At 54.6% G+C, this 15,663-nt stretch carries 8 protein-coding genes; 4 read left to right on the forward strand and 4 right to left on the reverse strand.

The window, feature by feature from the left end; all coding sequences use genetic code 11:
• Nucleotides 1–5: 5 nt before the first annotated feature.
• Together nrdA and ubiG are read right to left on the reverse strand one after the other, a co-directional pair.
• The gene (nrdA, locus tag EH164_RS07300) at nucleotides 6–2,291 is read right to left on the reverse strand and encodes a class 1a ribonucleoside-diphosphate reductase subunit alpha (RefSeq protein WP_023479851.1); all 2,286 of its coding nucleotides are present in this window, start codon (nucleotides 2,289–2,291) and stop codon (nucleotides 6–8) included.
• Nucleotides 2,292–2,634: 343 nt separating this feature from the next.
• Complete coding sequence (ubiG, locus tag EH164_RS07310; protein WP_124967778.1) at nucleotides 2,635–3,363, reverse strand: bifunctional 2-polyprenyl-6-hydroxyphenol methylase/3-demethylubiquinol 3-O-methyltransferase UbiG; 729 nt, start codon at nucleotides 3,361–3,363, stop codon at nucleotides 2,635–2,637.
• Between the two features lie 158 nt (nucleotides 3,364–3,521).
• On the opposite strand from ubiG, the gene gyrA reads away from it, so the two are divergent.
• On the forward strand, nucleotides 3,522–6,161 hold the full coding sequence (gene gyrA, locus EH164_RS07315; protein ID WP_124967779.1) for a DNA topoisomerase (ATP-hydrolyzing) subunit A: 2,640 nt from the start codon (nucleotides 3,522–3,524) through the stop codon (nucleotides 6,159–6,161).
• A gap of 114 nt (nucleotides 6,162–6,275) precedes the next feature.
• Nucleotides 6,276–9,122: a two-component system sensor histidine kinase RcsC gene (gene rcsC / locus EH164_RS07320; RefSeq protein WP_124967780.1), complete on the forward strand. Its 2,847-nt coding sequence runs from the start codon at nucleotides 6,276–6,278 to the stop codon at nucleotides 9,120–9,122.
• Between the two features lie 43 nt (nucleotides 9,123–9,165).
• On the opposite strand, the gene rcsB is transcribed toward rcsC, so the two are convergent.
• Entirely contained in the window at nucleotides 9,166–9,816 is a 651-nt protein-coding gene (gene rcsB, locus EH164_RS07325; RefSeq protein ID WP_007371125.1) for a response regulator transcription factor RcsB, read from the reverse strand.
• A gap of 16 nt (nucleotides 9,817–9,832) precedes the next feature.
• Nucleotides 9,833–12,499, reverse strand: a complete 2,667-nt coding sequence (rcsD, locus tag EH164_RS07330; protein ID WP_124967781.1) for a phosphotransferase RcsD — start codon at nucleotides 12,497–12,499, stop codon at nucleotides 9,833–9,835.
• A gap of 838 nt (nucleotides 12,500–13,337) precedes the next feature.
• Here rcsD and EH164_RS07335 point away from each other — a divergent pair.
• Both EH164_RS07335 and apbE read left to right on the forward strand, forming a co-directional pair.
• Nucleotides 13,338–14,477, forward strand: a complete 1,140-nt coding sequence (locus tag EH164_RS07335) for a porin OmpC (RefSeq protein WP_124967782.1) — start codon at nucleotides 13,338–13,340, stop codon at nucleotides 14,475–14,477.
• Nucleotides 14,478–14,584: 107 nt separating this feature from the next.
• A complete protein-coding gene (gene apbE / locus EH164_RS07340) occupies nucleotides 14,585–15,622 on the forward strand; it encodes an FAD:protein FMN transferase ApbE (RefSeq protein ID WP_124967783.1) in 1,038 nt (345 codons plus the stop codon).
• Nucleotides 15,623–15,663: the final 41 nt, after the last annotated feature.

Here is a 15,663-nt window from a genome sequence, read left to right on the forward strand (position 1 = left end):
CTTAGTTAGATCTTACATGCGCCGCTTTCGCAGCCATCGTCCTGGATAGAAGGGACCAGGTCATCCTGCGCATCTTCCGCGCCGTCGCGGGTGTTTTGATAGTAGAGCGTCTTCACACCAAATTTGTAGGCGGTCAGCAGGTCTTTCAGCAGCTGCTGCATCGGCACCTTGCCCGACGGGAAGCGGGTCGGATCGTAGTTGGTGTTCGCTGAAATCGACTGGTCGATAAACTTCTGCATAATGCCGACCAGTTGGAGGTAGCCGTCATTGTTCGGCATTTCCCACAGCAGCTCGTAGGCATCTTTCAGCTCTTCATAATCCGGCACCACCTGGCGCAGGATGCCATCTTTCGACGCTTTGATGCTCACGTGGCCGCGCGGCGGCTCAATGCCGTTGGTGGCGTTGGAGATCTGCGACGAGGTTTCAGACGGCATCAGGGCAGAGAGCGTCGAGTTACGCAGGCCGTGAGTGGTGATATCGTCACGCAGCGCTTCCCAGTTGTAGTGCAGCGGCTCGCTGGTAATGCCATCGAGATCCTTTTTATAGGTATCGATCGGCAGAATGCCTTTAGCGTAGGTGGTTTCGTTGAACCACGGGCAGGCACCTTGCTCTTTCGCCAGCTCGTTGGAGGCTTTCAGCAGCCAGTACTGAATTGCTTCGAAGGTCTGGTGCGTCAGGTTGTTGGCGCTGCCGTCGGAGTAGCGTTTGCCGTTTTTCGCCAGCCAGTAGGCGAAGTTGATCACGCCAATACCGAGGGTACGACGACCCATTGCGCCACGTTTTGCGGCCGGGATCGGATAGTCCTGGTAATCAAGCAGGGCGTCGAGGGCACGCACGGCCAGTGTTGCCAGCTCTTCCAGTTCGTCGAGGCTCTTAATCGCACCGAGGTTAAAGGCAGAGAGCGTGCAGAGCGCGATCTCGCCGTTTTCATCGTTAACATCTTCCAGCGGCTTGGTCGGCAGGGCGATCTCAAGGCACAGGTTGGACTGACGCACCGGCGCAACAGCCGGATCAAACGGGCTGTGGGTGTTGCAGTGGTCGACGTTCTGGATGTAGATACGGCCGGTCGAGGCGCGTTCCTGCATCATCAGCGAGAAGAGATCGACCGCTTTAATACGCTGTTTGCGGATGGAGTCATCTTTCTCGTACTGCGTATACAGACGCTCGAACTCATCCTGATCGGCGAAGAAGGCGTCATACAGACCCGGCACGTCGGATGGGCTGAACAGGGTGATATCTTCACCTTTCAGCAGACGGGTATACATCAGTTTGTTGATCTGTACGCCGTAGTCCATATGACGCACGCGGTTGCCTTCGACGCCGCGGTTGTTTTTCAGCACCAGCAGGCTTTCCACTTCCAGATGCCACATCGGGTAGAAGAGGGTCGCCGCGCCGCCGCGAACGCCGCCCTGCGAGCAGGATTTCACCGCGGTCTGGAAGTGTTTGTAGAACGGCACACAACCGGTGTGGAATGCTTCACCGCCGCGGATCGGGCTGCCCAGCGCACGGATGCGACCGGCGTTAATGCCGATACCGGCGCGCTGGGAAACGTACTTCACAATCGCGCTGGAGGTGGCGTTGATGGAGTCCAGGCTGTCGCCGCACTCGATCAGTACGCAGGAGCTGAACTGACGCGTCGGCGTACGCACGCCGGACATGATCGGCGTCGGCAGCGAAATTTTGAAGGTCGAGACTGCATCGTAGAAACGCTTCACATAGTCGAGACGGGTTTCGCGCGGGTAGTTGGAGAAGAGGCAGGCAGCAACCAGAATATAGAGGAACTGCGCGCTCTCATAGATCGCACCAGTCACACGGTTCTGCACCAGGTACTTCCCTTCCAGCTGCTTAACGGCCGCGTAGGAGAAGTTCATATCACGCCAGTGATCAATAAAGCCGTCCATCTGCTGGAACTCTTCTTCGCTGTAGTCTTCCAGCAGATGATGATCGTATTTACCCAGCGCAACCATCTTCTTCACGTGGTCGAACAGCGCAGGTGGTTCAAACTGGCCGTAGGCTTTTTTACGCAGGTGGAAAATCGCCAGGCGCGCGGCAAGGTATTGATAGTCCGGCGCATCGCGGGAGATGAGATCCGCAGCGGCTTTAATAATGGTCTCGTGGATATCGGAGGTTTTGATACCGTCGTAAAACTGAATATGTGAACGCAGCTCCACCTGAGAGATGGAAACGTTGCTCAACCCTTCTGCGGCCCAATCCAGTACTCGATGAATTTTGTCGAGATTGATGCGCTCAGTGCCACCATCACGCTTTGTCACCAGCAGACTCTGATTCATTTGCTTACCTGTCCGTGAAATAAAAGTATCCCCCGTATTATCCACAAATCAGCACTGTGACTAACTCTGTGGATAAATACTATATATAGGGGGTTTGCGATAAGAGAAACGCTATATGGTGAGTATTCTAGTAAGGATTCTTTTGAGTACAAGAGTTGATTTTGACGTTAACTTGAGGTTGCGAAAGCGTAATAAACGCTAAGTCCTCGTCGCATAAGGCTTGCAGAGGTTGTCAATAATCTGAAAAAAAAAATGAAATTTTGATCGAATGCTGATTTCTTCATCGGCGGGGAAGATTGCGCGTTTTGCGGCTGCGCAATCTTCATAACATTAACGCATGACGTTAGCGATTTTTCGCCGTTGTATGCAACATATAGTTAACATCAACGCCCGGTCCGAGGGTGAACTTATTCAGCAGCGGGTTAAAGTGTAACCCGGTGATGTGATGCTCCTGTAACACCGTATCGTCGATCCAGGTTAACAGCTCGGCAGGTTTGATAAACTTCTTCGCGTCGTGCGTGCCTTTCGGCACCATGCGCAGCACATACTCTGCGCCAACCACCGCCATCAGCCACGCTTTCCCGTTACGGTTGATGGTTGAGAAGAAGACGTGACCGCCGGGTTTCACAAGCTTAGCGCAGGCTCTGACCACCGATTGCGGATCCGGCACGTGCTCCAGCATCTCCATACAGGTGACGACGTCATAGCTCTGGGCCTGTTTTTCGGCATGCTCTTCGACCGTCTCTTGTACGTAGTCGACCTGCACGCCTGACTCCAGCGCGTGCAGACGCGCAACTTGCAACGGCTCCGCGCCCATATCCAGCCCGGTCACCTGCGCACCCTCTTTGGCCATGCTCTCGGCGAGAATGCCGCCGCCGCAGCCGACATCCAGCACGCGTTTGCCAAACAGGCCGCCGGCGTGTTCGGCGATATAGCCCAGGCGCAGCGGGTTAATACGGTGTAAAGGTTTAAATTCGCCTTCTGTGTCCCACCAGCGTGAAGCGACGGCTTCAAACTTGGCGATTTCTGCATGATCAACGTTCTGAGTAACCGACGGTTTTTCGGCATTCATGGGCGCATTTACTCCTCTCTCAATAAGACCTGTGAGTATATCAGGCCAACGGCATGAATAAACCTTTGCCGGGGTGTTATAGGTTTACCTGTATCAAACCGGTTGTGTTATAATTTGCGACCTTTGAATCCGGGATACAGTAGAGGGATAGCGGTTAGATGAGCGACCTTGCGAGAGAAATTACACCGGTTAACATCGAGGAAGAGCTGAAGAGCTCCTATCTGGACTATGCGATGTCGGTCATTGTTGGCCGTGCGCTTCCGGATGTCCGAGATGGCCTGAAACCGGTTCACCGTCGCGTACTTTACGCCATGAACGTATTGGGCAATGACTGGAATAAAGCCTACAAAAAATCTGCCCGTGTCGTTGGTGACGTAATCGGTAAGTACCATCCCCATGGTGATTCCGCGGTGTATGACACCATTGTTCGTATGGCACAGCCGTTTTCGCTGCGTTATATGCTGGTCGACGGCCAGGGGAACTTCGGTTCCATCGATGGCGACTCCGCCGCGGCAATGCGTTATACGGAAATCCGCCTGGCGAAAATCGCCCATGAGCTGATGGCCGATCTGGAAAAAGAGACCGTCGATTACGTTGATAACTACGACGGCACTGAGCGAATCCCAGATGTGATGCCAACCAAGATCCCGAACCTGCTGGTTAACGGCGCTTCCGGGATCGCTGTCGGTATGGCGACCAACATTCCGCCGCACAACCTGACGGAAGTGATCAACGGCTGCCTGGCCTATATCGATAATGAAGAGATCAGCGTTGAAGAGCTGATGACCCATATTCCGGGGCCGGACTTCCCGACCGCCGCGATCATCAATGGTCGCCGTGGCATTGAAGAAGCCTACCGCACCGGTCGCGGCAAAATCTATATTCGCGCCCGCGCGGAAGTAGAAACCGACGCTAAAAACGGCCGCGAAACGATTATCGTGCATGAAATTCCGTACCAGGTGAACAAAGCGCGCCTGATCGAGAAGATTGCCGAGCTGGTAAAAGAGAAACGCGTTGAAGGTATCAGCGCGCTGCGCGACGAGTCTGACAAAGACGGTATGCGCATCGTGATTGAAGTGAAGCGCGACGCCGTTGGCGAAGTGGTGCTTAACAACCTCTACTCCCAGACGCAGCTGCAGGTCTCCTTCGGTATCAACATGGTTGCGCTGCACCATGGTCAGCCGAAGATCATGCCGCTGAAAGATATTCTGGCCGCGTTTGTGCGCCACCGCCGTGAAGTGGTGACGCGCCGTACTATTTTCGAACTGCGTAAAGCCCGTGACCGCGCGCACATCCTTGAAGCGCTTGCTGTTGCACTGGCGAATATCGACCCGATCATCGAACTGATCCGTCGTGCGCCGACCCCGGCCGAAGCGAAAGCGGGCCTGATTGCGCAGCCGTGGGATCTGGGCAACGTTTCTGCAATGCTCGAGCGTGCCGGTGATGACGCCGCGCGTCCTGAGTGGCTGGAGCCGGAGTTCGGCATTCGTGACGGTAAATACTACCTGACCGAACAGCAGGCACAGGCGATTCTGGATCTGCGTCTGCAGAAACTGACCGGCCTTGAGCATGAAAAACTGCTCGAAGAGTACAAAGAGCTGCTGGAGCAGATCGCTGAATTACTGCACATCCTCGGCAGCGCTGAGCGCCTGATGGAAGTGATTCGCGAGGAGCTTGAGCTGGTTCGCGAGCAGTTTGGCGACGAGCGCCGCACCGAAATTACCGCTAACACCGCAGATATCAACATCGAAGACCTGATCAACCAGGAAGATGTTGTGGTGACGCTGTCGCATCAGGGCTACGTGAAATATCAGCCGCTGACCGATTACGAAGCGCAGCGTCGCGGCGGGAAAGGGAAATCTGCCGCGCGCATTAAAGAAGAGGACTTTATCGACCGTCTGCTGGTGGCTAACACCCACGACACGATCCTCTGCTTCTCCAGCCGTGGCCGTCTCTACTGGATGAAGGTCTACCAGCTGCCGGAAGCGAGCCGTGGCGCGCGCGGTCGTCCGATCGTCAACCTGCTGCCGCTGGAGCCGAATGAGCGTATTACCGCCATTCTGCCGGTACGTGAATATGAAGAGGGCGTGAACGTCTTTATGGCGACCGCCAGCGGTACCGTGAAGAAAACCGCGCTTACCGAGTTCAGCCGTCCGCGCTCTGCGGGGATTATCGCCGTCAACCTGAACGAAGGCGATGAGCTGATTGGCGTAAATCTGACCGACGGCAGCGACGACGTGATGCTCTTCTCCGCCGCCGGGAAAGTGGTGCGCTTTAAAGAGAGTGCCGTGCGTGCGATGGGTCGTACTGCAACCGGCGTGCGCGGTATTCGCCTGGCGGAAAATGACAGCGTAGTTTCGCTGATCGTGCCGCGCGGCGAGGGCGCAATCCTGACGGTGACGCAGAACGGTTACGGTAAACGTACCGCAGGAGCGGAGTACCCGACCAAATCTCGTGGTACGCAGGGCGTTATCTCCATCAAGGTGACCGAGCGTAACGGTTCGGTAGTCGGCGCAGTGCAGGTCGATGATTGCGATCAGATCATGATGATCACCGATGCCGGTACGCTGGTGCGTACGCGCGTGTCGGAGATCAGCGTGGTGGGTCGTAACACCCAGGGCGTGATCCTGATCCGCACCGCAGAAGATGAAAACGTTGTTGGTCTGCAGCGTGTCGCTGAGCCGGTGGATGATGAAGAGCTTGACTCCATTGACGGCAGCGTTGCGGAAGGCGATGAGGACATCGCGCCGGAAGTCGATAGTGACGACGACGCGGCGGACGACGAAGACGCCGAGTAACGCGTTACAAAGGGCCGGGTTTCCGGCCCTTTTTCATTGCCTTGCGGCATCTGCGATTTATCGCTACTTTAAGCACACTCTTTTTTAACTTCCTTGTGGCGGAGTTTCCCCAGGTTGAAATACCTCGTCTCTTTTCGCAGTACCCTGAAAGTTTCCCGCTATCTGTTCAGGGCGCTGGCGCTATTACTCTGGCTGTTAATTGCCTTTTTCTCCGTCTTTTACATCGTTAATGCGCTGCATGATAAAGAGTCGGAGATCCGCCAGGAGTTCAACCTCAGTTCCGATCAGGCGCAGCGCTATATTCAGCGCACCTCTGATGTGATGAAGGAGCTGAAGTACATTGCTGAAAATCGCCTGACGGCGGACAACGGCATCCTGACGTCGCGCTCCCGCGGCGATAAAACCGACGTGCCGGCCTTTTTGCCGCTCTTTCCCGATTCCGATTGCTCGGCGATGGGCAGCGCCTGGCGCGGCTCGCTGGAGTCGCTGGCGTGGTTTATGCGCTACTGGCGCGATAATTTCTCCGCCGCGTACGATCTGAACCGCGTCTTTCTGATTGGCAGCGACAACCTCTGTATGGCCGATTTCGGCCTGCGCGATATGCCGGTCGAGCGGGATGACACGCTAAAAAGTCTGCATGAGCGGATCGTCAAATACCGTAATGCGCCGCAGGATGAGCGCAGTAATAACGTCTACTGGATGAGCCAGGGGCCGCGCCCGGGCATCGGCTATTTCTACGCGCTGACGCCGGTCTACCTCGGCAACCGCCTACAGGCACTGCTCGGCACCGAGCAGTCGATCCGTATGGAGAATTTCTTCACGCCGGGTACGCTGCCGATGGGCGTCACCATCCTTGATGAGAATGGGCATACCTTGCTCTCGCTGACCGGGCAGGAGAACGGCATTACCGCCGATCCGCGCTGGCTGCAGGAGCGCTCCTGGTTTGGTTACACCTCCGGTTTCCGCGAGCTGATCCTCAAGAAGACGCTGCCGCCATCCTCCCTGAGCGTGGTCTACTCCGTGCCAGTGGACGTGGTGCTGGAGCGCATCCGCATGCTGATCCTCAACGCCGTGCTGCTTAATGTGCTGGTCGGCGTGGCGCTATTTACCCTTGCGCGCCTCTATGAGCGGCGCATCTTTATCCCGGCGGAGAACGATGCGCAGCGGCTTGAAGAGCATGAGCAGTTCAACCGTAAGATTGTTGCCTCCGCGCCGGTGGGGATCTGTATCCTGCGAACCCAGGATGGCACCAACATACTGAGTAACGAGCTGGCGCATAACTACCTCAATATGCTGACCCATGAGGATCGGCAACGGCTGACGCAAATTATCTGCGGGCAGCAGGTTAACTTTGTTGATGTGTTAACCAGCAATAACACCAACCTGCAAATTAGCTTTGTGCATTCGCGCTATCGCAATGAGAACGTGGCGATCTGCGTGCTGGTGGATGTCTCCGCCCGCGTCAAAATGGAGGAGTCGCTACAGGAGATGGCGCAGGCGGCGGAGCAGGCGAGCCAGTCGAAGTCGATGTTCCTCGCAACGGTCAGCCATGAATTGCGTACGCCGCTCTACGGCATTATCGGTAACCTCGATCTGTTGCAGACCAAAGAGCTGCCGAAAGGTGTCGACCGACTGGTTACCGCGATGAACAACTCCTCGAGCCTGCTGCTGAAAATCATCAGCGACATTCTCGACTTCTCGAAAATTGAGTCTGAACAGCTGAAAATCGAGCCGCGTGAATTCTCGCCGCGTGAAGTGATGAGCCATATCACCGCCAACTATCTGCCGCTGGTAGTGCGCAAGCAGCTTGGGCTCTACTGCTTTATCGAGCCGGATGTGCCGCTGGCGATTAATGGCGATCCGATGCGCCTGCAACAGGTGATTTCCAACCTGTTAAGTAATGCGATTAAGTTCACCGATATGGGCTGCATCGTGCTGCATGTGCAGTGTGACATGGAGTATCTCAGCATTCGTGTGCGTGACACCGGGGTCGGTATTCCGGGCAAAGAGGTGGTGCGCTTGTTCGATCCCTTCTTCCAGGTCGGCACCGGCGTGCAGCGTAACTTCCAGGGCACCGGGCTGGGGCTGGCGATCTGTGAAAAGCTGGTCAATATGATGGATGGCGATATCGCCGTCGATACCGAACCGGGTATGGGCAGCCAGTTTACCATTCGCATTCCGCTCTACAGCGCGGTGCCAACGGTGCCGGCCGAGGTGGATGGGCTGGCGGAGACCTGCTGCTGGCTGGCAGTGCGCAATGCCTGGCTGTCTGCGTACCTGCATAACCTGCTGGAGTGGAACGGCATTCAGGTTAAGCAGTATGACGGCCATGAACTGGGCAACCAGGATACGCTGATCACTGATGATGATCTGCCGCAACCCTGGACCGGGCGCGCGGCGATCATCTTCTCCCGCCGCCATATTGGTATTCCGCTTGAGCGCGCGCCGGGCGAGTGGCTGCACAGTGTCGCCTCGCCGCACGATCTGCTGGCGCTGCTGGGCCGCATCTATCGCGTGCCGGTGGCCGAGGCGCAGGCGGCAAGTGCCTTAGCAGTTGATTCCGGCGAGATGGAGAATAACGAGGATATGATGATCCTTGTGGTGGACGATCATCCTATCAACCGCCGTCTGCTGGCCGATCAGCTGGGATCGCTTGGCTATCAGTGTAAAACCGCCAATGACGGTGTCGATGCGCTCAATGTGTTGAGTAAGAACCCGATCGATATTGTGCTCAGTGATGTGAACATGCCGAATATGGATGGTTACCGCCTGACGCAGCGCATTCGCCAGCTTGGGCTGACGCTGCCGGTGATCGGCGTGACGGCGAACGCCCTGGCCGAAGAGAAGCAGCGCTGTCTGGAGTCGGGTATGGATAGCTGTCTGTCGAAACCGGTAACGCTGGATGTGCTGAAGCAGACGCTGGCTGCGTACGCCGCGCGGGTGAGAAAAAGCAGGAAGTAAAGTGCAGAAAAACGAACCCCGGCGAGTGCCGGGGTTACGGGGATTACTCTTTTTCCGTCTGGGTGAGCGTCACGGAAGAGAGGTAGTTCAGCAGGGCGATATCGTTATCGACACCCAGTTTCATCATTGCTGATTTCTTCTGGCTGCTGATGGTCTTAATGCTGCGGTTCAGCTTCTTGGCAATCTCCGTCACCAGGAAACCTTCTGCGAACAGGCGCAGCACTTCACTCTCTTTCGGCGACAGGCGTTTATCGCCATAACCACCGGCGCTGATTTTCTCCAGCAGACGGGAGACACTCTCCGGGGTGAACTTCTTACCCTTTTGCAGTGCCGCCAGCGCTTTCGGCAGATCGGTCGGCGCGCCCTGTTTCAGTACGATACCTTCGATATCGAGATCCAGAACGGCGCTGAGAATTGCCGGGTTATTATTCATGGTAAGCACGATAATCGACAGCGCCGGGAAGTGGCGCTTGATGTATTTGATCAGCGTAATGCCATCGCCGTATTTGTCGCCCGGCATTGACAGATCGGTGATCAATACATTGGCCTCAAGTTTCGGCAGGTTGTTGATAAGCGCTGTAGAGTCTTCAAATTCACCGACTACATTTACCCATTCGATCTGTTCAAGTGACTTGCGAATACCGAACAGTACAATCGGATGGTCATCGGCAATAATTACGTTCATATTGTTCATGTATTAGGCTACCTTGCTACAGCAAGCTTTTGACGTAAGCGTCAATGTCGCTGATGTAATTTTCTATGCCTGGAGCATCACTCTCGCGAATTAATTGCTCCAGCGTTTCACACAACTGCTTACCAGGTACCAGATTAAGCATGGCAAACACGCCCTTAAGGCGGTGGGCCGTCTGTGCCAGCGCAGCGAAATCGCGCGAAGCCGATTCAGTATACAACCTCTTAACATCATCGGGAACTGTGTCGACAAACAGCGCGTAATAGCCGCTGGCATGGAGTTCAGCATTCTCATCGCCGCCTAAAGGCGACTCCGTGACTTCCTCCTGCGCCAGCTGCTCCTCAATGAGCTGCAATATTGCTCCCTGCATTGCATTACTCATATTAAAATTGACGCGCAACTGGCCAGGACCAATTTTCCGCACGCCGACCTCATCATCGCTTAAAAGCAATCCTGAAGCTGTAAGATTTGACGGATTATCTGTTAAAAAGAGATCGTATTCTTGATTAGATAATCGCTCATCGGGCGAAATGCAGCTTGCCCCCCAATTCTCCAGCTGACGCACCACAATATTACGAATTTCATTCGACGTAATATCAATCATCGCCACCACATCATCGAGCAATTTCTCTTCGCTCTCGCCCTGCTGTGCGCGAACGGCCATTTTCACATGCAGAGAGTAGCGGGTGCCGAGATCTTCACGCGCCTTAATATTGAGATGTCCGCCCAGTTTACGGGCCAACTGATCGCAAAGCCAGAAGGTGAGGGCATTTGCCTTGCCAAACTGATCGCCCTGCGTTTCGTTAAGGAACGGGAAGTGCAGATTATCAATTTCGCTGGCGTTAACGCCGACGCCGGTATCCAGAATGCGGAAGGTCAGCCGGTCGTCTGCGGATTCGTCCATGCTCACTTCGAGGGTGATTTTGCCCATCTGCGTGGTGGTCACCGCATACTGAATCAGCAGCAGCATGATGCGACGTAGCGCATCGCGATCGCCGTGACGCTCCTCATTGGCAGACAGATGGTTGTTGATCAGCAGCTGCAGCCCTTTACGCTTGATCACCGGCAGCACTTCCGGCACCACTTCATCAATCAGATCCTGAATGGAGAAGAGGGAGGAGGTGCCTTTCCAGGTGTCATTCTCCAGCATATTTGCCAGCTGAAGTTCATCCACCAGCTGCACCAGTCGGTCAGCGTGATCGGCAAGGCGATTAGACTCGTTGCTCTCAATCGCCGCTGCGTCACTGGCCAGCGCTTTCACCGGCTGTTTGAGCGCTTCGGCGAGATTATTCATAAATGCCGCGCGACCCTGCTGGTTCTTCTCATACAGCCGTTGCGCCTGCTTGAGCTTCTTGTTGACCAGTACTTCGCGATCCTGGTCGCGAATAATAAAGATCTGCGTACGCGACGCCACCTGGCTGCGGAACTGGCGGATCTCATAGAGCTCGTTATTGATGGTCGCCTGGATCACGCCCTGGTGCTGATCCGCCATCGCGGTAATGTTCTGCAAATTGAGGTGCGGCAGCAGGTGGTCGGCAATTTTATTACTCAGCACCGTGCGGTTAGCTTCCTGATCGTGAACCAGCAGACCCAGCGGCAGCAGGGAGACAATCTCTTCATTAAAGGCGCGCAGCACGCGCAGCTCATTATTTGCGCCTGGCGTTGCGAGCGTATCGCTCTTGCGCCCCGGCATCTGGCGAAAGGTGGTGTAACCAAACAGCGCCAGCGCCAGCAGACCAATATTCAGCAGCAGCGGCAGCAGAACGTTTTGCAGGGTATCAAGCAGCAGGGTGCCGAACGGCACTTGCCACACCAGGCGTAAACCGGTGCCGTTCAGCGCAGAGGAGATCTCAATGCGCGAACTGTTGAAGTTTACTGAGACGCTATCGGTGGTCTCTTTATCCTGCGCGCGTGCGCTGCCCGGCGTGGTATCGGGATCGAGGCGGAAACTGTCCAGCGTCATACCGGGCGGAATCAAATCGTTGATCGGCAGATCGAAGGCAACAACGGTCGCCAGATGGCCCGGCTGGTTAAAGGTGGTGCGCAGCGTAAAGTAGTGACCATTCTGCCAGGCAAGACGGCGCAGCGAAGAGAAGCTTTCACGCTCATCAAGGGCGTTCGCCTGCTGGAGCATCTCCGCGCGGCGGGTATCGACGATATTACTGATCATCGAATCTTTAAAGCCGGAGGTGAGATCTTTAAGCGGCAGCGTCGAGACCAGGATCATGCTGTTATCCTGGCCGTTGAGGTAGTACATCGACCACGGCACGGTTTCCGCGCCCCACAGCGTATCAAGATAGGTCGAAATACGCTGGGTCATCTCCAGCGTCGAACTGTCATGGGAGCCGAAAATCAGCGCTTCCGTCTTGCGGCGCGGTTTTTCGAGGTAGTAAACGTCCTGCTTTAAACGCGTCTCCTGCAAGCCTTCGCCGGAGGAGGCGGGGGCAGCAGCGATGTTGTCGTAAATCTGCCAGGTCGCATAGCGCCAGATATCGATGCGCTTATGAATAGCATGGGTGGTATCAACAATTTGATAACTCTTGTCCTTCAGCCACGCGTTGACCGCGCTCTGGATCATCACGCCCATGGTGACCAGCAGGACAATAATCAATAAAAGGAAGTAACGGGTAATGTTGCCCGGTATGAGGGAAAATTTGCCAGGAATCATTGTGTCCGATTGACTCATTCGTGTGTGTAACCCGTTATGACAACACGGCTGATAACTTTCAGCCTGCGCTGAGACAATGTTGCTGCCATGCCGTTAGCGTCGCGTTTGGTGGGCCGCGGGCGTAAAGGTAGTGTGCTGCAGAGTAATGTTCAGCAGGCAGTATATCGGTAAATGGGTGAATTTCCAGACTCTCTTTTCAGGAAATGCCTGGGGGGTGCATGAATATGCATTCTGTACCCATAGCGCAGCAAAGGCGTAAAAAAACGCCGCTCTGTAGTCCTATTTACCGTTTCGCTGGCAAAATATCGCACGAAATAACAAGATATTAACTTTATAAATATGTTTGAGGATCAACTCTGGTACGATTATTGATTAATTAATAGTCATTACAAATGGCGACTATATAAATCTTAAGTATCAACTGATGTAAAGAAAGGTAAAAAAAAACCGAATGCAGGGCATCCGGTTTGAAGAGGGGTAAACAGACATTCAGATTCGAATGACGGTAATAAATAAAGTTAATGATGATAGCGTCGATTATTTTAGACACCAATTCTGCTTTCGGTTTGGCATTCAGTGCTCTCATTTTAAATTTTAGTAAGTTGCTGTTTTTATAAGTAAAGAACTGTATTTCTGCCACTGTTTTTCTTATTTATTGGCTTTTAGTGCTTTCAAAAAGTTCCCGCAAAATTACAAATGGAAACATTTAGCCTTAGATATGAAACATCTTCAAAGTTTTCGTATCATATTCCTGTTGGATTATTTTTGATTTTTGCGCACAATGAATCGCCAGCTGATTTGAGGGTTAATCAGCATGCAGTGGCAATAAAAATGCATATAACAGAGGGTTAATAAAATGAAAGTTAAAGTTCTGTCCCTCCTGGTACCGGCTCTGCTGGTAGCGGGCGCAGCTAATGCGGCTGAAGTTTATAATAAAGACGGCAACAAATTAGATCTCTACGGCAAAGTAGACGGCCTGCACTATTTTTCTGACGACAACGGTTCTGATGGCGATAAGACCTATGTGCGTTTTGGCTTCAAGGGCGAAACTCAGGTTAACGATCAGGTAACCGGCTACGGTCAGTGGGAATACAACATCCAGGCGAACAAAGAAGAGGGTGCAAGCGATCAGGCATGGACCCGTCTGGCCTTCGCAGGTATCCGCGTAGCTGACACCGGTTCTTTCGACTACGGTCGTAACTACGGCATCATCTATGACGTGACCTCCTGGACCGACGTTCTGCCGGAATTCGGCGGCGACACCTATGGCGCGGATAACTTCATGCAGTCCCGTGCTAACGGCGTAGCAACCTACCGTAACACCGACTTCTTCGGTCTGGTTGATGGCCTGAACTTTGCTCTGCAGTACCAGGGTAAAAATGGCAGCGTCAGCGGTGAAAACACCAGTGGTCGCAGCCTGCTGAACCAGAATGGCGACGGCTACGGCGCATCTCTGACCTACGATCTGGGCGAAGGCTTCAGCGTTGGCGGCGCGATGTCCTCCTCTAAACGTACTGCCGATCAGAACAGCATTAACGCGAACCTGTACGGTGACGGCGACCGCGCTGAAGTTTACAGCGGCGGCCTGAAATACGATGCCAACAACGTTTACCTGGCAGCGCAGTACTCTCAGACTTACAACGCGACCCGTTTCGGTACCTCTAACGGCAGTACCCCAAGCTCTGCTTTCGGTTTTGCTAACAAAGCGCAGAACTTCGAAGTGGTTGCACAGTACCAGTTCGACTTCGGTCTGCGTCCGTCCATCGCTTACCTGCAGTCCAAAGGTAAGGACATCACCAACAACACCGGTACTGCTAACTTCGGCGACCAGGATCTGGTGAAATATGTTGATGTTGGCGCGACTTACTACTTCAACAAAAACATGTCCACCTATGTTGATTACAAAATCAACCTGCTGGACGACAACACCTTTACCCGCGCGGCCGGTATTGCTACCGACGATATTGTTGGCCTGGGCCTGGTTTACCAGTTCTAAGTCCGCAACAACGCGTATTGAAGGGGGCCGCAAGGCCCCTTTTTTATTGCCTGTTTCGGGCAAATCCCTTTTTCGTGTACGCTTGCGCCAGCAAGGAGATAACAACTATGGCGATCGCTTCTCTTCGTGCCGCGCTGATGGCGGCACTTTTTCTGTTAGCTGGCTGCGACACGGCAAGCCAGGCCACACCGACGGTGCTCGAAGGTAAAACAATGGGCACCTCCTGGCGCGTCAGCGTGGTGGATATCACCCCGCAGCAGGCGGCAGCGCTGCAAAAGAAAATCCAGGCGCAGCTTGATGGCGACGACTGGCTAATGTCTACCTGGAAAAAAGATTCGGCGCTGATGCGCTTTAACCGCAGCAGCAGCACCGCACCGTGGCCCGTCAGCGAAGCGATGGCGGATATTGTCACCACCTCGCTGCGCGTGGGTAAAAAAACCGATGGCGTGATGGATATTACCGTTGGGCCGCTGGTGAATTTATGGGGCTTTGGCCCGGATCAGCAGCCGATCAAGACGCCAACGCAGGCGCAGATCGACGCGGCGAAAGCGCGTACCGGGCTGCAACATCTCACGGTAATCAATCGCGCCGGTGAACAGTTCCTGCAAAAAGATCTGCCCGATCTCTATGTCGATCTTTCGACGGTTGGCGAAGGTTACGCCGCCGATCATTTGTCGCATTTAATGGAGCGCGAGGGGATTTCCCGCTATCTGGTCTCCGTCGGCGGGGCGCTGGTCAGCCGCGGGATGAATGGTAAAGGGCTGCCGTGGCGTGTGGCGGTACAGAAGCCAACGGATCGCGAAAACGCCGTCGAGGCGGTGGTCGATATTAATGGCCACGGTATCAGCACCTCCGGCAGCTATCGCAACTACTATGAGCTGGACGGTAAACGCATCTCCCACGTTATCGATCCGCGCAGCGGGCGGCCAATCGATCACAAACTGGTGTCGGTGACGGTGATCTCGCCGACCGCGCTGGAGGCCGATGCCTGGGACACCGGCCTGATGGTGCTCGGCACCGAGCGGGCAAAAGAGGTAGTGACGCGCGAAGGGCTGGCGGTGATGATGATCATGAAGGGGGGCGATGGCTTCACGACCTGGATGTCGCCGCAGTTCTCCGCCTTCCTGGTGAAGGATAAAAATTAAAGCGCAAGATTGCGGGTGTTTGCGCGCGCGCTAACCGCCAC

The organism is Kosakonia sp. CCTCC M2018092 (assembly GCF_003864115.1).
GTDB classification, from domain to species: Bacteria; Pseudomonadota; Gammaproteobacteria; order Enterobacterales; family Enterobacteriaceae; genus Kosakonia; species Kosakonia cowanii.